A 21,877-nucleotide genomic window follows, 5' to 3' on the forward strand; every position below is an offset into this window, starting at 1 on the left:
ATTTTACTGGAATGAAACGATTACAACATCCACCACGTTATTTACCAGGACTGGATGGATTGCGGGCAATTTCAGTTATAGCTATTATTATTTATCATCTTAATGCACAGTGGCTATCAGGAGGCTTTTTAGGTGTAGATACATTTTTTGTTATTTCAGGCTATTTAATTACATCGTTGCTACTGTTTGAATATGAAAACTATCATAAGATTGATTTAGCCAATTTCTGGATTAAAAGGTTTAAACGCTTAATCCCAGCGATGCTTTTTGTCACATTAGTATCCGTATTGTACGTTGTGATGTTTGAACCGAAAATTTTAGAATCCATCAAAGGTGATGCGATTGCGGCATTATTATATATGTCGAACTGGTGGTACATTTTCCAAGATGTAGATTATTTTGATCAATTTAAACCTATGCCACTGAAACATTTGTGGTCGTTAGCAGTTGAGGAACAATTTTATATCTTTTTTCCGATGATATTAGTGTTATTTTTTAAGATATTTAAGCGAAAAAAATGGCTCGTTATTCTATTTACATTGATTTCTATAGGGTCGGCGGTGCTCATGTATTATCTTTCTGCACCTGATACAAACCATGCACGAACTTATTTTGGAACGGACACACGTTTACAAACATTGTTACTCGGTGTTGTATTTGCATTTATTTGGCCAGCTTTCCGGTTGAAAGTCCAACCTCCAAAACTTGTTACGGCTATTATAGATATTGTCGGTGTGTTGGCATTACTTGCATTGTTGAGTTTGTTTTATTTGATAAACGAGCAACAATATTTTCTATATAGTGGTGGCTTTTATGGCATTTCATTGTTGACGTTAATTTTGATTGCAAGTCTTGTACATCCGACGGGTCGATTAGCAAAATGGATGAGCAACCCATTATTTATTTACATTGGTAAAAGGTCATACAGTTTATACTTATGGCACTTTGTCATTGTGACATTTGTGCATCAACATTTTGTAGCAGGACAATATCCGTACTATGTGTACCTTATCGACGTCGGTTTAATGCTGTTGATGGCAGAAATATCGTATCAATTTGTTGAAACACCATTTAGACGATATGGCTTCAAAGCATTTTATAGGAAAGAGCAGCGTTTCATATCGATTATCCGGACACCTGTTGTATTAGCGATTATCGTAATGGCGACGTTAGTTTTAAGTGGACAATTTGATTACCTTGCACAGCATGAACAAAAAGCACAACATTATCAGACGAATCATAAAAATAAAAATCAACCTCCTGAGCAACCAACCGAAAAATCTGAAGAGGCGTCACAACCTAAAGACACTGCGTTTGACCCTCAAAAACAATCGCCACTTTTCATTGGTGATTCTTTAACCGTTGGAATGGGGTATTATCTTGATGAACACTATCATCAACCGACGATCGATGCACAAGTTGGACGTTCAATGGCAGCAGCGATACAAGTTGCGAGAAATTATGCGTCATTTAATCGTAAAGGTCAGCCGATTGTAATTCAAATAGGGACAAATGGTGATTTTAATGAAGAACAATTGGAAACCCTCGTTAAAGATTTTGATAAAGCAGATATTTATTTAGTGAATACAACAGTGCCACGTGACTATAAAAACCACGTTAATACATTGATTAAAGAAGCAGCGAAGAAGCATAAACATGTGACTCTCGTGGATTGGAATAAAGTAGGCGTGGGACATGTCGAATACTTTGCTTATGATGGTATCCATTTGGAACATCCTGGTATCGTTAGACTTGTAAAAGAATTAGATGAGCAAATGAAAGCACATCATACACCGGTGAGCACCTAATGGGTGGAATAGCAGATTGAATTGAAGAAGCAGCTGATCGAGGCATCAGCTGCTTTTTTTGAAGTTCTGAATTGCATTTTTGAAGAGGAAAAGCGTGGTCGTTGTGCGATAAATTGGCATGTATTATTGGCAATTTCAGATCAATCAAACAGGGAACGAAGACCTTATCGTGTCCTCGCTCCCTGTTATAAGAAAGTGTTGTTATTGGTAGGTGTCGATATCGAAATAGATGCCTGATTCACCAATTTGATTATAGAAATGTTTCATACGTGAAGCATTAACACTTGCCCACTGAATATCTGTTGCATATTGGTGTACAGCAGGATTCTGAGGATTCCAGCGCATACGGTATAACGTATTTTGCGATACGTCGAGATATTTATCACGAATGAATTTTGCACCACCGACAATCGCTTTACTCACGGTGTTCCAGCCGTATTGCTCAGCTGTTTTAAATCCACTACGCAATGCATCTGTGTCCACAGCGCCAATGCCAAACATATTGTAATATTTTTTACTATCTGTCGTTACAACTTTATTTTTGCTATCCACATAACCGCCATTTGCGAGTTGAGATGTCCCATTTCCAGTTTCTAATAGCGCATGAGAAATTAAATAGATTTCATTAATATTATGTGTTTGTGCGGCTTGTTGGAAAGCTTGACCTTGGCCTTCTAAAATGCCTTTACCTACCAACAATTTATTTAAATCTGAAGCTTTTAAGCCTTGATATTGATCCAGTTTTAAAAATTGATAGATTTGTGTTGAATCTTTAGCTAGTGCATTCGTGTCCATCGCTTTTAATGTTTCATCACGTGTCGCATCAACCCATTTACCAGGGACACGTTGTGTTTGTGGTGGATAGGATAATGCCATTTGTTTATCTAATGCTGCTTTTAAGGTACTAGGGGACTTATAATATTTAATCAAAGTCGAGCGCAAATCAGCCGCTTTAACCCAACCTGAAACGCCATTTTCAAACTTACCGTAATACCAGGTGATACCGTCTGATAGGGTAGACTTTTGGACTTTGAATAACTGCTCGTAAAAGGCATTAAGTGTTCCGGCTGCCTTTTTATCACCTGCTTTAGCATAATAATATCCTTTTGCGTTTGTTACAAAGTAATCATCTATATGAGATGGCACGGTTGTAGAAACCCCTTTAACGCCGACTTGCGGTGCGGCTGCACGGGTTGCTATTTTGGGTGCAACGGCAGTTAATTCTTTTTGGTTAATCCAGCCGAGTTTTTGGTTAACTGAACCAAACAGAAAAGTATCGTTTCCAACTGTTACCGATTTTTGAGCTGAGAAAGTCGCATTTACACTGGTTTTCAAATTATCAATGCGCTGTTTGACAGTTCCCCAAGGCACTGAGTATAGGCCCGTCGTATTATTGTTGACTGTATACTGTCCGTTCACTATTTTTTCTGCACTTAAGTCACGTGTCAATACATCTGCTGCTTTGAACCAACCGAGTGGTGTAGTCGCATTTTGATTGAGAAGTAGCACGTAGTCTTCGTTACGAGCTGTCGCATATTTAGTGACTTTGTACGTTTGACCTGCCCAAGTTGATGCATCTTTGGCTTTAGCATCATAAATAGAAGCTTTAATACCAGAATTCGTCACTTTGAGTTGTCCCATTTGTGAAACGCTTTGTGGTAAATTATTTGTCGCTTTGGAAGCGGTTAAAAGTGATGAATCAATCCAACCTGATAATTGATTCGCAGTGCCATAGACGTATGTTAATGCACCTACTTTTTGTGATTGCGTTGCTTTAAACGTTTGTTGTCCTGTCCCTGATACTTGACCTGCAACTTGATTATTGGTGCCCCAAGGTACGAGATATAATGTTGCCCCGGATGGAACAGTATACGTTTCGTTAATCGTTGTTGGTGCTTGACTCGTTTGATAATTCACATCAGATTTTTTAACCCAACCAATCGCGCTACCGTTAAGATAGTCTGACACGAGGTAGAACGTCTCACCGTTTAAATTGGCTTTTTTTGTTACTTTAAATGTCTGATTTGTGGCTGAGGTTGCTTTGCCATTTTTATCATAAACCGTCGCGTACAACCCGCTATTTTTTGAATTAATTCGGCCTAGACCTGTATCATTGGTAAGCTGTAATCCTGTGTTTGTAGATGGTTTAGGTGTATCCGGTGCAATGCTATTTGCGTTAATCCATCCTGTTATTTGGTTGACAGTTCCGTATAGCCATTGCGTATTACCGACAGTTTGTTCTTTCGTCCCTTTAAATGTCGCGTTGTTCGAACCTGCCACAGTTCCCGTGACTTGACTATTGGTACCCCAAGGCACTTGGTATACGACTGTACCCGGCTTGATTTGATAATTTTGCGTTTTACTTTTCTCGGCTTGTGCATTTTGGTAAGTGACATCTTCTTGCTTGACCCAACCGAGTAACTGATTAGATGTGCCATCGCTCACAAGATAGAACTTATTCCCATTTAATGCGGCTTCTTTCGTCACTTTTAAAGTTTTATTGATTTGGTTTGTACTTTTACCGGCTGTATCATAGACCGTTTGATATAACCCACTATTTTTTGTTGCGATGCGACCATAACCTGTCTTAGCATTCACAGTTAGATTGGTATTTGTCGATGGTTTAGATGGTGCAGGAGGGGATGTTGACCCAGCCGGTAATGCATAGCCCATTTTGACTTGATATTTTTCATTAATTAAGTCATACAATTCATCGTAAGAATACCCATGTTGTTTTAAATAGCCGTGTGGATCCACGTGGTCAGTTCCACCTAAAAATTTTGATACTGCGGCATGTGTCCAAACCGTACCGCGACCGTCATATTCAGCACTATCTGGCTTCAAGTTATAGTATTGCAAGTTCGTTGCAGCATAGTCCGCCATATTATTCATTTGACGTGCAAACGAGTCATAATCGTGAACGTGTACAAGCTCAATATGGATGTAACGCTGATTGGCAATAGCGCCTGCACCCCATGCTAAATAGTCTGTTGGATGTGTTTCAATTATGCGGTTACCATCAATAAAACCATGTACAAAAGCATTTTGATAGTTACGCTTCATGTAAGCGATCTCACTATTAATTGTTGAATTGTCATTGGCGGTATCGTGAAGGACAATGCCTTCAGGTGCCCCTACGCCATTGCGATAACCATATTTTGGAAATGTTACTGAATAATCTTCTTCGTACTTAGGCACTTGATACCCCTTTTTACGAATGTAGTCATTGATTGACGACTTCACTTGAGGTTGATAAGGGCTTGGTGTTGAAACGGTTGCAGCACGATAAGCAGTCTGATTGGATGGTGTGAGTGACAAAGTGGCTGGGCCGCCTTTACCGCCAACACGTGGGGGTGTAGGACCATCTGGATTGGCATTGATATCTTTAGGTGTTGAATTGACAACAGCTTTAATCGATTGACCTTGAGTCGTTGCCGCCACTTCGTTTTGCTTTGGTATTGTCTGATTTGCTGGGTTATTATTTGTTGTTGGAGAATTGTCAGTACGTTGTTGCGTATTGAATTTTTCTGATGCAACGGGATGATTCATATTCGTATTTGGAGTCTCTTGATGTGGTCGCTGTGGTGTGTTTGAAGTTTGATTCAGTGCATCAGTTTGTGTTTTATCTTGAGAAGTTGCTCCCGTTATGCCTTGCTCCCCGGTCTGTTGAATATCCGTCAATGACTTGTCTGTTTGTGAGACAGTTGTGACTTTGATTGGATCGATTTGTTTAGGATCTTTGTAAGTTTGAGAACCAGCCAAAGTGGATGCTGATGTTGTTACCTTTGAAACAGTTTGTGCTTGATTTAATGTATTTGTGTTTCCCCTATCATTAATCGGAGGTTTGTCTGAAGGTGATTGTTCTGCTGCATCGGCATGATGTGCCGTATATGCAGTTCCAGCCAAAGTAAGTGCGAGCATTGCGGGTGTCTTATAACCAAATTTTTTGACCATGTCATGACTCCTTTAAGATAAATTAATTTAAAAAGTTGATTAATCACATTATAGAGATATTAGAGTACAATTTGTGTATTTTAACTGGATTGTAATTTAATTTTAATAATCGCTCGCTTCTTTTATATTCTCTAATTATTTAAAATAAACAACAATTACTACATCTCGCATGTAAAGACACATCGCGCTTTGGACATGGAGAGCATACGAGTTTCAATATAAAAACAAAAAATGACTGATTGACATTGACAAATTCGTCGATGTGAACCAGTCATTTTTGAAAAAAGAAACGTGTTAAATATGCTTTTCCATGTTGAAATGTGGCATACCTGCATCCATAAATTCTTCCCCATACGTGTGGTAACCCAGTGATTCATAAAAAGGAACAGCATGGGTTTGAGCCCCTAACTTGAAATGACGAAATCCTTGTTGAGCAGCCTCTTCTTCAAGTGTTTGCATTAATTGTTTGCCGATACCTTGTCCCCGAGTACTTTTTAAAACAGCGACACGTTCAATTTTAGCACTGCCATCTACATCTCTATAGCGCGCAGTTCCAACAGGTTGCTGTGCATCATTGTAGGCGATGAAATAATGTGCTGTCTTCTCATACTTATCAATTTCTTCTTCTTCAGAGACCCCTTGTTCTTGAATAAATACCGTTTTACGAATTTTGAGTACATCTTGGTACTCTTGTTCATTTTCTACTTTCTTAAACATACGATTCATTCCTTTCATATTGAAGATGAAGTTACCGTTTATCTTAATAGATTTGAGGAAAGAAAGGAAGCTTTTTAAACGATTTTTTATGATGTAAGTATAAAATATAGCATCGTATTTGATATGGCTCAATACAATGAATACGGGGGATACGTCATAAGTGGCAAGCCATCGATAGCGCATGATGTAAGCAGTGATGATGTACGCTACATCAGAAAAATCAAAGCGGAAGTCAGTCGTAAGGATTCGAACAACGTAATTAAAAGTGGGGGGAGCAATAGAAATATCAATTACCAAAAAAAGTGCCTAAAAGCGACGAATGAAGAGCGCTTTTAGACATAAAACCTTATTTTTATGTGTCTTAGATATCGATTTGCCATTGTGTACGATTCGAGTGTATACGGCAAATGTCCATTGATCGGACGCGTTGAAAATGAAAGCTTAACTTGCATTCTGGCGAACAAGTGCGGTATATTGCCAAAAGAGTCTCATTTGTACAATATTCCAATTGTTCATCCCCATTGTGTAGCCAGAAGGTTTAAATATGTTCACGTCTGTCACTTCAAGTGCGGCAGCGACAAGGTATTGAATCGGAACGCTTAAATTTTGCATTTCGGGTGTAAGCCCTTGTTCATTATAGACCCATGAAAAGGGAAGCGGTGATTCAAAAACGTCGATTGCATCAAAGATTTCTGGGAGGGCTACGATATAACAAGCGCCATTGATGACAGGATTGTTTTGGCTCTCCTGATAATAAAGCAATAAGGCTTCGTAATTTTCTCGATGCGCATGATTCACATAAAATAATTCTTGACGGAAGTGTGCCATATCTTTGCTATGAATAATTTGTTGCTCAAGCATGTTGAATATGCCATTGATTTGTCTTATTTTTTCTTGTGTATGACGTGACATGTAGAGACCTCCTATTATTGATAAGCACCATTCGAGTTTTGATTTTGTGTCGTGTCACCTTGTTGTTGGTCGACGGACGGTTGCGCTTGCTGGGCATCGGGAGAAACTGGACCATTCGATTGTGTCGTGCCATCATCTGCATTTGTTGAATCATTTGGCGTTAATTTTTTCACATCTTGTAACAGTTGATCATTAATCTGTAACAGTGGAGGAATTTCACCATAAAACGTTTTGACGCGTTCAGTCAAAAAGTCATTTTTATTTTGGATAGGTTTTAAACCTAAGTCTTTACGTAACAAGTTAGATGTTTCGATTAAACTGTCAACGTCAGGGTTAATGTAGTAAATACCATTCAGTAATGCACTTTCACCTTTCAATTGTTGTGATTTAATTTCGACATCATTGACTAAATACTGGGTCGCAAGTGCTTGGATTTCTGCGTAACTGAGATTATGTTTTGAATTTTTTCCTACAATTTCAATGATTTCATCTAATTTGTGTAAAGATTTAGTTTCTTGGGCCTTTTTAAACAGAATTTTTAAAACTTCTAATTGGCGTTGCCCGCGTTGCAAATCAGAATCTTGTTTACGTGTTCGTGTAATCGCAAGCGCTTCATCGCCGTTAAGATGTTGTTTACCTTTTTTCAGCTTAATACGACCTTCATCTTTCGTATTGGGCTCATTCAGGTCATACGGCACATCGAAATCAATGCCACCAAGTTCATCTACAGTTGTTGCAAAAGCTTCCATATTAATTCGAACATAGTAATCAACAGGGACATTAAGTGAAGCTTCGACAGCGCGCATAGAGGCTTCAGGGCCACCGTATGCATGCGCATGTGTGATTTTATCATAATATCCGACTTTTGGGATATAACTTAAAGTGTCACGAGGAATACTGAGCAATCGAATTTGATGGTTGTCAGGATTCAAAGTTGATAAAATCATTGCATCTGTACGAGCGCTCTCGGTACTTTGTCCATTTTCTCTTCTTGTACTGCTATCATCTATTCCTAAAAATAAAATAGAAATCGGTTCTTTTGCAGCATTGACTTTCGTGTCTCTTAACTGTGATTGACGTTCGTCAGATTGTGAGAACGAATCGTTAAAAGCATTTTTTGATGAGTTAAATAGGATGAATACAAAAATTGCAGGAACAATAACAAGCATTGAAGCTAACAAATAGAGTAAAAATTTGAGTCCTTTATTCATAGTGAATTGCTCCTAACAGGTATTTTACATATGATTATCTATTTTAATGCAAGTGTTTGTTACATTTCAATCATTTCAATCATTTTGATGTATTTTGTACGGGGTATTTGTTTTCTATGAGGATGGAAGATGTTCATGTATAATAAAATTGATATGAATGGGAGGTATCGTGAATGGTTTTTACCTCTCAATATTCAATTATGTAAGATATGAGGATGGTGGATGTTTTGAAAGCAGAATGGATATCTCATCTTGATGAAAGTTTAGTCAGACCGTTTTATGAAGCGCAAACAAAAGAAGAGCAAGACGCAGGTTTTGAAGAAGTATTATCTTTTGGCACAGCAGGGATTCGAAGTACATTAGGTTTAGGTCCGGGGCGTTTAAATAAATTTACTGTGCGCAAAGTCGCATTAGGTTTAGCGCAATACTTAACCGAAACATCTAAGGAAGCTTCGGTTGTCATTCACTATGATACACGTTTCTTGTCGTCGGAATTTGCACAAGAGATGGCTTGTGTGTTAGCGACAGAAGGCGTTAAGGTCATATTAGCAGATCGTTATAGATCGACGCCTGAACTTTCTTTTGCAGTTCGGTATTTAAACGCTACAGCGGGTGTCATGATTACAGCGAGTCATAACCCGAGTCATTATAACGGTATTAAAGTTTATGGGGCAGATGGGGGTCAGTTACTACCGGCTGCATCAGAAGATTTAAGCCGCTGTATTCATGCGATTCAGTCTCCTTTAACGATTGAGGCGAAAGCGGTGGAAGTCCTACGCGATGAAGCGATGATTACGCCATTAGCTTCAGAAGTGACAGACGCATATAAAGCAGGCGTTAAGTCATTAGTCGGCCCCATTGTATCACAAGGAGAAAAAGTGATCTTAACGAGTCTACATGGGACGAGTTTACCTCTAGGCGCTACACTGCTTACGGAGCTAGGGTTTGAAGATTTCGTGATTGAAAAAACACAATCTCAACCGGATGGTCGTTTTCCTACTGTTAAAAGTGCCAATCCTGAAGAAGAAGCGGCATTTGAATATGGTATACGACTGGCTGAAAAAGAAGACGCATCATTAATTATTGCAACAGATCCAGATGCAGATCGTTTTGGTTTTGTCGAAAGATACGAGGATGGAACAACACGCTATTTTAATGGGAATGAAATTGGTTTGATCTTGATGAAATTAAGATATCAAACATTGCAACCAACAAGTGAGACTTTTTATATCATTAAATCTATTGTTACAGGTGCGTTAAGCGAAGTATTGGCAAAAAGGTTGAACATTGATGTGGTCAATGTCTTAACGGGTTTTAAATATATTTCCGAGCAACTTCAACAACGTCAAAAAGATGCGTCGCAACTCGTATTGGCATTTGAAGAGAGTCATGGTTATCTCGCCAAAGATTTATCGCGTGATAAAGACGCCATCCAATTTATCCCGTTACTTGTGAAATATAAACAAATGTTAGCGCAAAATGGTTTAACATTTAAAGCGGTATTAGAAGACATTTACAAACAAATTGGCCAATATCAAGATGTGACGTTATCACCCACATATTCTGGTCAAGCTGGGAGACAGAAAATCGATGCTTTGATGTCACATTTTAGAAATGATACGAGTGACACCTTGTTAGGATTAAAAGTATTAACAAAAGAAGATTATTTGTTCCAGCAAACGACACATTTTCAAGACGATTCGATGACACCGATTGACTTACCGAAAGCGGATGTGATTCGATATACATTTGATGAAGGATTTATAGCTTTGCGACCGTCTGGTACGGAGCCGAAAATTAAAGTATACTTTTCATTAAATGTCCCTGATTTTGAAGCGCTTGTTGACGAATTTAAGTCGACATACTTAAACGACGCAGTATAGACTGTGCTGAGCAATGAAGCGCGCTTGTGTCATTGAAAACGCGCTACCCCAGTGAATCACTACATTATAAATGAAAAGACGTACGCCTAAGATGCTTTTAGGTGTACGTCTTTTCTTTGCCATCAAGCAGGATCAACCGGCATACAATGTGTGAAAATCAATTCGAGTATCGTGGCATTCCTCCTGTAATCGTTTATACATCTCCAAAAACAAAAATGATGGATTTAACTTTGAGTGCACATGAAAGTCGAGGATGTCACAATTTTTGCCTGAGTAAGGCAACGCGCGTGCTAAAGTGCCATATCTATATCCATATGCACAGCGCTGCATGTGATTTGCATCCTTTAGTCATAACTGATATGGATCCCCCCCTTTTTTTCCTATTTCTTCAATCGAGAAAAATCATAAGATTGAACTCAAAGACGTTTGACAGAATTCATTTTTGATCACCAGTGATTTCTAATCTCAACACTTATTTTTTAATACATTCAAGTTGAAATGTAAATATAAAGTAAAGAATGTTTATTAATTGTTTATTCAATTATAAAATTTAGTAAAAGAAATGATTATTTACTATTTTTAATTGAAATTAATCTTCATTTACTTAAAAATTAATATAGAATTAATAATCAACAAACAAAAGCATCACGCTAATGCATGCTTTAGAAAACACTCAATTTCAAGGGAAGAAAGGTGTATGAATGTGAAATTAACAACTGTCGGATTAGGTTATATTGGATTACCTACTTCAATTATGTTTGCCAAGCATGGGGTTGACGTTTTAGGTGTGGATATTAATAGTGAAACGGTAGAAAGTTTAAATAACGGATGTATACATATCGAGGAACCAGGTCTTCAAGAAGCATTTGATGACGTGCGTGCGACGGGTCATTTCAAAGCTTCATTGACGCCAGCAGAAGCGGATGTGTTTATTATTGCGGTGCCGACACCGAACAATGATGATGAATATGAATCTTGTGATATTTCCATCGTAATGCAGGCAACAGCAAGTATTGTCCCTTATTTAAAAAAAGGCAATACGGTCATTGTGGAATCGACGATTGCACCAAGAACCATTGATGATCATGTTAAACCATTTCTTGAACATCAGGGTTATACAATAGGTGAAGATTTGTTTTTAGTTCATTGTCCAGAACGCGTCCTTCCAGGCAAGATTTTAGAAGAACTGGTATACAACAACCGCATTATCGGTGGGGTGACACCTGCATGTGTTGATGCTGGCAAAAAGGTTTATCAAACTTTTGTAAAAGGTGACATGATTGAAACGAATGCACGTACTGCGGAAATGAGTAAATTGATGGAGAATACATACCGCGATTTGAATATTGCGCTCGCTAATGAAATCGCAAAGATAAGTGATGATTTACACATCAATGTCTTAGATGTGATTCAAATGGCGAATCAACATCCGCGTGTGAATATTCATCAACCAGGTCCAGGGGTGGGCGGCCATTGCTTAGCAGTAGATCCATATTTCATCATTGCAAAATCTCCTGAACTTTCGCCTTTAATTCAAACAGGACGTCAAGTCAATCGTTCTATGCCGGCATATGTCGTAGAGAAGGTTAAACAAATACTGCAAGATTTGAACGCAGTAAAGGTGACGGTATTCGGTTTGACGTATAAAGGCGATGTTGATGATATTCGTGAGTCGCCAGCCTTTGATATTTACGAATTATTACATGAACACCTTGATATAGAAATTGTTGCTTTCGACCCACATGTGAAACTCGATTTTGTTGAGAAAGATATGGAGAAAGCTGTGCATGATGCTTCTCTCGTCCTTGTACTGAGTGACCATTCTGAATTTAAAAAATTAACAGATCGCCATTTTAAAGGGATGCGACACCCCATCATTTTCGATACAAAAAATGTCATGTCTCAGTCATTTGATACCGTTGATTATTACAATTATGGCAATTTGTATACGTATCATACACCAGCGAAAAATCCACAAAGATAGTAGGTTTTATGCGTGAAAGTCTTATTTTTGCTATTAAAGGAACAGATTGAGAACGGACCTAAAATTTTCCAACTTGCGTTCTACAATATGAAAAGCCAATATTCAAACCATTATCTCGGCGTCTTTTGGAATATTTTACAACCCATGATGCAAGTGGGTGTTTATTATCTCATTTTTGGATTGGGCTTGAGAGGTGGGGGAGACCGTTTAGTGGATGGCGTCCCATTTATTATGCATTTGATATCAGGACTGTTTCCGTGGCTGTTCATCTCACAAAGCATAAATTCAGGAGCGAATGCCATTCAAGCCAATTTAGGACTTGTGACTAAAATGAAATTCCCTTCATCGGTATTATTGTCGATTTCGTTTACAAATACATTATTCAATTTGATTTTTATGACGAGTATTTTATTTGTGACCTCTCTCCTACAAGGGACAGTCGATTTTTGGAAATATTTCCTATTTATTTATTTTATTATAGCGGCATTTCCAGCTATTTTCGGTATTTCATTATTGATGAGTTCGTTAGTGATTGTCGTAAGAGATACAAAGAATATTTTGCAAAATATATTGAGGCTCGGCTTTTTTATGACCCCTATTTTTTGGAGTATGAATAGCGCTCAACCTATTTTGAGAATGATCACAAGACTGAATCCTTTTACTTATTTAGTAGAGGTCTATCGCAGTGCTTTTGTACATCAACATCCCATTCTCTATGGCACATGGTCAGATCATTTTTATTATTGGATGTTCACACTATTCGTACTCATTTTAGGGGCAATGGTACACCAAAGATTTAAGGACCGATTACTTGATTTTCTATAACGTCAGAAGAGGGGTTACTATGAAAAGGAAAATATTGATCATCAGCCAAAATTTTTATCCTGAGTTAGGTTCAGCTGCTAACCGTATGAAAAAGATTTTTGAGCAGCTTAATCAACGGGGGTTTTCACCCATCGTGCTGACAACTGAACCTTCATATCCCAACAAAACATTATTCAAAAACCGTGCTTATTTTGATAGTGAATCGTTGAATGCGTTAGAAGGGACTCAGATTCATCGCATACGGATGAAATTCGATAAGCAGCACCCCAATTTATGTTATCGCTTGTTGTATTATTTAGAGCTGATGATTAAAGTGAAGGCCTATCTTAAACAGAAGATTGCTTTTGACAATATATACGTCACAAGTCCAAATATTTTTCTCGCTTGGGCCACATTGTTTTTCAAAACAGATCGTAAAGCGAAATATTTTTTAGAAATAAGAGACTTGTGGCCGGATAGCTTTTTAGGGGTAGGTGCACTTCAGCTTAAATGGACATTCCCACTCCTTAAATTTTTGGAAAAGAAGATGTATCAATCTGCCGATGAAATTGTCGTTAATAATCCCTATTTCGAACAACATATTAAAGCAATGATAGGTGAAACGTCATCTTTTATTTATTTACCCAATGCCTTTACGAAAGATGAGGTTCAAGTTCAACAAAAAAGACCCTATTTTTCAGTGATTTATAGTGGGAATTTAGGTTATGCGCAAAATGTTGAACAACTGATTGATATTGCACGCCAACTTAATCAAGCACATATTCATTTTACAGTAATGATTTATGGCGTCCATGCCCACCAATTTCGCCAAGTCGTTAAAAATGAGGGATTATCGTATGTGCACCTTATTCCACCTATGAAGCGCACGCCTTGTTTAAAGATGATTTCAGAACATCATGTGTCACTTTCCATTTTAAAACCTACAGGTGTATTTATGAACGTGATGCCTGGCAAAGTGATGGATAGTATTTGTTGCGGGACGCCTGTTGTGTGTAACTTAGGTGCGCCTGTTGATCAACTCATTCAACAGTATGGTGTGGGCTATGCTAAAGCACATGCTTCAACAGAAGACATCATCGCTTATATAAAGCAGTTGAAAAATGATCATGAGACCTTGACGCAAACGATTTCACATACAGTAAAATTGCGCGATGAAGCATTGATGTGGGAAAGGAATATTGAGAAATTAATCGCACGATTGAGGGGGAATTAGATGGATGCACAAGTGGAAGATTTTTTACGTAATACCTCATATACGGGGGCTTATGTGGCTGTTTTTGCCGATCAAAGTGCACTGTATTCAGACGAAGCATGTACCCAAAAGGTCGTCATAAATGACGTCGCAAGCACGATTTGTCTCGTACGTTATGAGTTTGAAAAGGGACAGAAACTCGCAATTCAGGACAAAACAGAGACGTATTTTGTACATAAACAGCAGGTGGAACTCCTTCTATATGTGGATTGGCAATCTTCACAAAATCAGATTCAATTGGCGCACTTCGATAAGGAATGGAAAACATTTCAACTGGATACACCAATGCATGAGAAGGTGTGTCCGCATCAAAATAGTTGGCTACATATCGCCCAGCATTTAAATGTGTTACAAGCAGTGCAAGAGCGACAACATCGTTTTATCGTACAAAAAGTGTTAGGTGATGCGATTGAAAAACGTCATTTTGTAGCACAACTCATTGAACAGAGAGAGACGTTAAAGACACGCTATTTAAAGTTACGACATTCAAAATTAGGAAAAATTCAGATTAAGTTATGGGAGCGACGCTCATGAATTTTAAAGCGATCAAACAATTATTTTTTGGCTCTCCTAAGCCATTTCAGATGACAAGAGAACCGATTCCTTTTGATGAAACAGAGACGCCAGCACTTGAACATTTAGCAGAATTGTTGGATATCGAGCCGAGTAAAGCATTTTTTGAAATCAGTGAAACCCCGTATTTAAAACCTTTCGTAGATTACTTAAAAACGTATCACGAAGTTGGAAGAGGCGATCAAAATGCGGATTACGAAGCGTTATTAAAGCAGAGTGAACGCACGCAATCGCGTCGCACGTTACCGCTGAAGGTCGGTATTGTATCGGATCTATTTTTATATCGTGCATTAGAGGGGGCATGTGAACTTGAGTATATCAATCAACCCCAGTGCATGACACAATATGATTTCGTCATTATTGCTTCAACATGGGAAGGGGTAGACGGTTATTGGAGAGGTAATACGCAGATGCATAGTACGCGATTTCAAGAGTTACAACAATTAATGGCGGACTGTCAATCTCGAAACATTCCGGTCGTTTTTTTTAATAAGGAAGATCCTGTTAATTTTGAAGTGTTTCAAATGCATGCACAATGTGCGGACGTTGTCATCACGACAGAAGTGGCATTAGTAGAAAAATATAAAGCATTGCTTGGTCATCAACGTGTGAAAGCGATGCATTTCCCGGTCAATCCTGAATGGCATCATCCCATCGGTACTCACAGAGCGGCGACAAAACGGGATGTCGTCTTTGCAGGTTCATGGCTGAATAAGTATGAAGAACGTACAAACGATATGATGATGCTTTTTGACGGTGCTTTGGAGAATGGGTTAGATTTGACAATATTTGATCGTAATTTATGGCACAATCGAACGAAATATCAATATCCAGCGCGTTATTTACCTTATATTGCTGCACCACTCACACATGCACATACTTTAACGATGTATCGGACATTTCCTATTGTGCTTAATCTTAACACGGTGAAATATTCAAAGAGTATGTGTGCAAATCGTATCTTTGAACAGCAAGCGATGGGGAGTTTTTTAGTTTCAAATTACAATGCCTTTGTAAATATGACTTTTCCACAAATACAGATTATTTTTGAATTGGCGGATATGGCCAAAGTGAAAAAGCTGGATGCGATGCTGATGAATCGTGCACGGGCAATCGGGACACAGAAGATGATGCTCTCGATGACCCATGTCCATTGGTTAAATGAAATGGCACAATTTCTTGGTCGATCTACGCCAAATCTCTCTAACCCATGGGTCAGCGTGATTATTTCGGACGATGATGCGTTGGCATCTGACATGTTCCAAGCACAAACCTATCAACATAAAAAAAGTGTCTCTCGTATCGCTGATGTGGATACGCCATTTTATACGTACTTCAGTTCGCAACATCAGTATGCACCTGAGTATCTTGCGGATTTAATGGCGGCAACGGTCTATACTCAAAGCCCATTCATAACCAAAATGGCACAAGGTTATCGCTATGTAGATACATTTGAGGAACGAGAACTGACTTTATTTCAACGTGATTCAGTCGACGAGACCGACAGGGAGCAGCAGGGGTTTGCATTAGATTTGACCTTTGTAGATGATATGCCACAGCAAAGTGTTGTACATCATCAGCAACCGGCATTGAGTGTGATTGTACCGGTTCATAATAATGGGACACATTTAGAACATAAGTGTTTGCGTTCGATGATTAGCCACACCTTATTTCCGCAACTTGAAATCATACTTGTCGATGATGGATCAACCGATGATTATACGAAACGACTCATTGCTTTATATTGCCAGTGGTATGCCAATATTCGTGTCATTGAATTAGCAAAAGCATCAGGTAGTGCATCAACACCGCGAAATGTGGGAATAGAACGTGCACAAGCTCCACTGATTGCTTTTTTAGATCCTGATAATGAGTGGGTAGGAGAAGGGATGACACAGCTGTTCAATGAGATGCGCGCACATCCAGAAATCGATGTGGTCGTTGGCAACATGATTAAAGCAGACGATAATCAAACACAAGTGCATCGTTATTATGATGCTTTCGTTGCAGTTGCACAAGCGGATAGAACAGAGGATACACGAACATTGCTCCATAATATGAAACTTAAAACTGCGAGCATTCAAGCCTTGATTACGAAAAAATCATTGTTACAACGCCATAAGATTCGAATGGTACCTGGTGCGCTTGGACAGGATTCGCTCTTCTTTTTACAATTGATGCATTATGCACGTGTTGTAAAAGTCGTCAATCACAATATTCATGTATATTATGCAGCAAACACGAACTCTATGACCAATCAAATCACAGCCGAGTTTTTTAATAAATACGAGCGATTAGAGGAAGAAAAAATCAACTTTTTGACAAAACAAGGTTATATAGACACGTATATGAAATATCGCTTTAATTACTATATCTATCATTGGTATATCGCACGATTGAAACGTTCAACACTTCATAGTGAAGAAACGATTCAAGCATTTCTACGTATTGTTGAACGCTATGCATCATTTAAACGACCGCACGATGCAACGTTATTAAAAGAAATAGAACAATTAAAAAGAAAGGTGAAATCATGAGCTATTTATTGATTACGAACACCTATCCTAATCAAGAAAAAATTTATGCGAATGCCTTTTTACATCGCCGAGTGAAAGGCTATCAACAACATCAAATAGAAATGACGGTTGTTGTATTTACAACAAAAATCAAACGAGATGCATACTATGACGGCGTAAAAGTGATGTACATGGATGAAGCACAGTTATATAGCCATTTGAAAAATCATCACTACGACAAGTTATTATTTCACTTTATTAACTACAAGATGTTTCGTGCGATTGAACGATTAGCGGAAAAACCACCCATTGTTGTATGGCTACATGGATTTGAAGCAGAAGCATGGTACACGCGCTATTATAACTACTTATCATCCGCAACAGCGTTGAAAGCACAGTTACAAAAAAAAGAGACACATTATGAGTATCAGAAAGCCTTTTTGAAAGATTTAATGACGCGTAAAGATTTAGAAATTCAATTTGTTTACATCTCAGAACGATTTAAAGTGCTATATGTAGATCCTTTTGTTGGTGTCACTCCGGAACGGTATCACATTATTCCTAATATTGTAGATGCTCAAATTTTTCCATATACGCCTAAACAAGTGGAAGATCGCTTTCGTATCGTGTCCATTCGACCTTTCACAGCGAAAAACTATGCCAATGATTTAACGGTAGAAGTGATTCAACAATTAGCAAAACGGCGGTATTTCAAAAAATTGTCATTTTCAATCTATGGTGAAGGTCCGTTATTTGAAAAACTGACGGCGCCATTGAAAAAATATCGTAACGTTCAACTGCATCAAAAATTTGTTCCTCAACAAGACATCACTCATATTCATCAACAACATGGCATTTATTTAGGTCCTTCACGCCATGATTCACAGGGAGTTTCATTAAATGAAGCCATGAGTTCAGGTCTTGTACCAATATCGAATGCGATTGGAGGTATCCCAGACTTTATTGAGCATGGTATTTCTGGTTATTTAGCACCGCGAAATGATGTTGAACGCATGGCGCTTTACATCGATGAACTGATCCAAAATCCTGATGTCTTTCTGCAGATGAGTCAAAATGCTGCATCAATGATTCAACGTAAGACGGGGGCGGATGTTGTTATTCAAAAAGAATTAGAGGTGATCACAGATGGCAAGTATCGATTATAAACGTGCATATGAATATTTAGAGTCCCAATTAGAAGATATCATGCTAGAAACAGCGACATTGTTAGATCATAATCCAGCAACACTTAGAATCGATGAAATCTTGACACATCAGGAAGAAGAAGGGGTGATAGATGTCATCGTCTGTAGTTCTGGTGAAAAGATGACATATGCGCTCTATATTTATAAAAAAGGTGAATCGGTAGCAACGGAGAAAATCATGTATCAACATCAAAATGTATTTCACTTGACTTTAGAACCTGGGAAATATCGTATTAAAGCATTTGTGAAGCAAAATCAGCAACAGAAAGTTTCAGATACAGCACAAATTAAAGTCTATTGAGGGGGACGCTGACATGGTTCAAAATGAATATTTTCTTACGCGTGACCTTAATAATGATGAAACAATGTTACGAATTGATTTTAAAGGTAAAGATATTGACGTACGACCAGCAAATGAATTTTCATCAATAATGAAGACGATACGCAAGATTGAACTCCATTTTTATTATCCAATTCACGCTCAGCAACTCGCTTTATATCATCAAATTGTCACTCAAATTTCTACACAAACAATCATAAAAATTCAGTTGCACGCTATCCAAATTGATGAAAGTAAATTGCTAGCCGTTTTAGAACCACTCGAAAAGCGCTTTACTATGAATATTTATCATTTTCAAAATGGACAATGTACGGTGATGTATTTTGCTTTAGATCGTGTGTCTTATGATGAAAGTCATAATCAGCGATTGATGTCACAACTACTTATAAATTGGGCAGATGAAAAAATGAAACCTGTCCTGAATGTCATGCAGTTAAAGCAAGAAATTCTCAAATTAAATAAAGATTATGAAATGTTATATGAAACGTATCGACATACGCACGAACGGATGCAATATGCTTTTCGAACACTACATCAATTTAAACGAAGTGCTTGGAAATATAAGAAAAAGTATCTTGCACATGAATCATGGATTCGACGATTAGAACAAATTTCATACTATCAAAAAAGACTGAATCGGACGAATATAAAAAAAGGCGTGAAGTTGATTTGGAAGAAGGTGAAATCATGACAAAACGTGAGATGCAATATACGCAAGAACAAATTGAAGCAATGCACCAACCGATACCAAAACAAAGTCATTTATTAATTAATGAGATTCGACATACGCAAAATATTCCATATACTCAAGCATTGAAAAAAGGTATTGCATGTATTTGGTTTGTCCCTCAACAATTTGACCTTGAGACGATTGCACGATTACACCGTACTTATGATCAGCTCATTCTCGTTTTTCAGTGGGAGGACGGCCTTTCAAAACTGATGCAATCTCCATTGCGCCATGAAAACCATCTCTTTTCTGTATTGGATCAGCGTCATTTTAATGTATCATTTGCATTTGCGATACAACAAATTGAAGTGTCGCATGTGGTGCTCACATTAGAATCAGAGACGCCACTCACAAGTCTCCCGATTGCGAACCATGAAGTGGCATCGCATGTGTTATATCGACTCGCAAATGATAAAATTTACCCAACGGCATTGATGAAAGGTTTGAATTTGTATGAGCCAATTAATGCTTTCGTGAAATGTTATATCGATGAGGTATGTTATCGTACGCCAGGTATTTCAGAAATACGATTATTTTCGGAATATGTGCAAACAAAAGGCGTGAAGATTAAGCATCGACAAGCTGTTTATGAAGCGTTAGAGACCATCGAGGCGATTTATAATGTAACAGATGCTACGGATATGTCGTGTTATCCGGAAGTGAACGCGTTAATTCGTCAAATACGTCGATTTCTTGACACACAAGATCCAGAAACAGTAAGGCAGATCAAGCAAGACATCTATGAGAAAATGCCGATTTTTCATTACCATTTATTGAATGAAGGGCATGCAGAAACGCTCGTCATTGCGTACTGTTTTCCACCGTACATTGACACGAGTGGAAATGTCATGGCTAAGCGTATTCGAGATAAAGGGGAAATTGTGGATATCATTTCGAATGACATGTCACGAATTCGGCAGAAAGATGAAAAACTGAATACTTTAGCAGCGCATTTGGTCGACACACATTATTTACTCGATGCAAAACAAGCCTTTTCAAGTTGGGAAAGTATTGCTGGTTTTACCGAGCAAGGTTTAGAGGTCCTTGCACAGCATCCTAAAATGTATCGTCATTTATATTCAAGAGCGATGTTTCCACAATCTCATTTTTTAGCTTTTGAAATTAAATTAGAGCAACCAGAGATTTATTGGAGAGCAGAGTTTTCAGACCCTTTACATACCACTGTGACGAGTGATTTAAGGTATGCGCCAATTCAAGATGCGTCTTATATTGACAGCGTGAAGCAACGACTCCATCGAGAGTGGCGTCCTCTCGTTGATGATAATGTATTCAATGTATGTGAATTGTTAGCGCTCAGTCATGCGGACGAACTGATTTTTACGAATGAACATCAGCTCAAATATATGATTGAACGTTTTGATGAAAAAATGAAGCAATCGATTCAGTCACGTGCTGTTATTTCAAGACACCCGATTCCACGACCTCACGACTATAAGAAAGTAAATACGCATTATCCACTAGATCCGGATTTGATTCATTTAGGTTATTTTGGCAACTTCTATGCGACGCGTGGATTTAATGAAATTGAACTTGTATGTAAATATTTGGAAGCAAAAGGGGAAACGGCGTTTAAAATTCATTGTTTTACAAATATTCGTGGCAATATTAAAAATATATATCGTAACAGTGATTTTAAAGATTATATCGTCTTACATCCTTTGGTCGGTTATTTTGAATTTTTAAATATCACTCAAAAATTTGACGGATTGCTATTATTTGATGCCCATACAACAGGAATTAAAACCATTAATCCTTATGTGCCATCCAAATTAAGTGATTATAAAGGAAGTGGCAAAAAGGTGTGGGCGTTTGTAGAAGAAGGGAGTACGATGGCACAAGATAACGATATCATTCACACACTTATGGCAGATTTCGATCACTATATTGATGGTTTTCAGCAAATTAAAGCGGCTGTAGTGAGATTGAAGCGGGATTAAGTGAAAAAT

At 38.0% G+C, this 21,877-nt stretch carries 15 protein-coding genes; 11 read left to right on the forward strand and 4 right to left on the reverse strand.

Translation table 11 applies throughout. The features are described from left to right. Positions 1-11: 11 nt before the first annotated feature. Positions 12-1,808 (forward strand): acyltransferase family protein, encoded by a 1,797-nt coding sequence (locus B5P37_RS09265; RefSeq protein ID WP_483409476.1) that lies wholly within the window; start codon positions 12-14, stop codon positions 1,806-1,808. 201 nt (positions 1,809-2,009) lie between these two features. On the opposite strand, the gene B5P37_RS09270 is transcribed toward B5P37_RS09265, so the two are convergent. The 4 genes from B5P37_RS09270 to B5P37_RS09285 all read right to left on the reverse strand — a co-directional run bounded on the left by B5P37_RS09270 (position 2,010) and on the right by B5P37_RS09285 (position 8,602). After that, positions 2,010-5,762 (reverse strand): GW dipeptide domain-containing protein, encoded by a 3,753-nt coding sequence (locus B5P37_RS09270; protein WP_085237946.1) that lies wholly within the window; start codon positions 5,760-5,762, stop codon positions 2,010-2,012. A gap of 294 nt (positions 5,763-6,056) precedes the next feature. Further along, positions 6,057-6,479 carry a GNAT family N-acetyltransferase gene (locus tag B5P37_RS09275; protein WP_085237947.1) on the reverse strand — a complete coding sequence of 141 codons (423 nt, stop codon included), beginning with the start codon at positions 6,477-6,479 and terminating at the stop codon, positions 6,057-6,059. Between the two features lie 441 nt (positions 6,480-6,920). Continuing rightward, complete coding sequence (locus B5P37_RS09280) at positions 6,921-7,391, reverse strand: DUF2538 family protein (protein WP_085237948.1); 471 nt, start codon at positions 7,389-7,391, stop codon at positions 6,921-6,923. A 14-nt stretch (positions 7,392-7,405) separates the two neighbouring features. Continuing rightward, positions 7,406-8,602, reverse strand: coding sequence for an LCP family protein (locus B5P37_RS09285; RefSeq protein ID WP_085237949.1), 1,197 nt, complete (start codon positions 8,600-8,602; stop codon positions 7,406-7,408). Between the two features lie 227 nt (positions 8,603-8,829). On the opposite strand from B5P37_RS09285, the gene B5P37_RS09290 reads away from it, so the two are divergent. The 10 genes from B5P37_RS09290 to B5P37_RS09335 all read left to right on the forward strand — a co-directional run bounded on the left by B5P37_RS09290 (position 8,830) and on the right by B5P37_RS09335 (position 21,868). Further along, positions 8,830-10,485 carry a phospho-sugar mutase gene (locus B5P37_RS09290; protein ID WP_169710801.1) on the forward strand — a complete coding sequence of 552 codons (1,656 nt, stop codon included), beginning with the start codon at positions 8,830-8,832 and terminating at the stop codon, positions 10,483-10,485. Between the two features lie 703 nt (positions 10,486-11,188). Next, entirely contained in the window at positions 11,189-12,469 is a 1,281-nt protein-coding gene (locus B5P37_RS09295; protein WP_085238460.1) for a nucleotide sugar dehydrogenase, read from the forward strand. A 12-nt stretch (positions 12,470-12,481) separates the two neighbouring features. Continuing rightward, on the forward strand, positions 12,482-13,294 hold the full coding sequence (locus B5P37_RS09300; protein ID WP_085237951.1) for an ABC transporter permease: 813 nt from the start codon (positions 12,482-12,484) through the stop codon (positions 13,292-13,294). A 19-nt stretch (positions 13,295-13,313) separates the two neighbouring features. Further along, positions 13,314-14,507, forward strand: coding sequence for a glycosyltransferase family 4 protein (locus B5P37_RS09305; protein ID WP_085237952.1), 1,194 nt, complete (start codon positions 13,314-13,316; stop codon positions 14,505-14,507). Beyond that, entirely contained in the window at positions 14,508-15,080 is a 573-nt protein-coding gene (locus B5P37_RS09310; RefSeq protein WP_085237953.1) for a hypothetical protein, read from the forward strand. Beyond that, entirely contained in the window at positions 15,077-17,656 is a 2,580-nt protein-coding gene (locus tag B5P37_RS09315) for a glycosyltransferase (protein WP_085237954.1), read from the forward strand. Before B5P37_RS09310 ends, B5P37_RS09315 begins: the two co-directional genes overlap by 4 nt. Beyond that, a complete protein-coding gene (locus tag B5P37_RS09320) occupies positions 17,653-18,801 on the forward strand; it encodes a glycosyltransferase family 4 protein (RefSeq protein WP_085237955.1) in 1,149 nt (382 codons plus the stop codon). The genes B5P37_RS09315 and B5P37_RS09320 overlap by 4 nt, the downstream gene beginning before the upstream one ends. Beyond that, on the forward strand, positions 18,782-19,141 hold the full coding sequence (locus tag B5P37_RS09325) for a hypothetical protein (protein ID WP_085237956.1): 360 nt from the start codon (positions 18,782-18,784) through the stop codon (positions 19,139-19,141). Before B5P37_RS09320 ends, B5P37_RS09325 begins: the two co-directional genes overlap by 20 nt. 13 nt (positions 19,142-19,154) lie before the next feature. Then, positions 19,155-19,871 carry a hypothetical protein gene (locus B5P37_RS09330; protein ID WP_085237957.1) on the forward strand — a complete coding sequence of 239 codons (717 nt, stop codon included), beginning with the start codon at positions 19,155-19,157 and terminating at the stop codon, positions 19,869-19,871. Next, positions 19,868-21,868, forward strand: a complete 2,001-nt coding sequence (locus tag B5P37_RS09335; RefSeq protein ID WP_085237958.1) for a hypothetical protein — start codon at positions 19,868-19,870, stop codon at positions 21,866-21,868. The genes B5P37_RS09330 and B5P37_RS09335 overlap by 4 nt, the downstream gene beginning before the upstream one ends. Positions 21,869-21,877: the final 9 nt, after the last annotated feature.

It is taken from the genome of Staphylococcus lutrae (assembly GCF_002101335.1).
Taxonomy (GTDB): Bacteria; Bacillota; Bacilli; order Staphylococcales; family Staphylococcaceae; genus Staphylococcus; species Staphylococcus lutrae.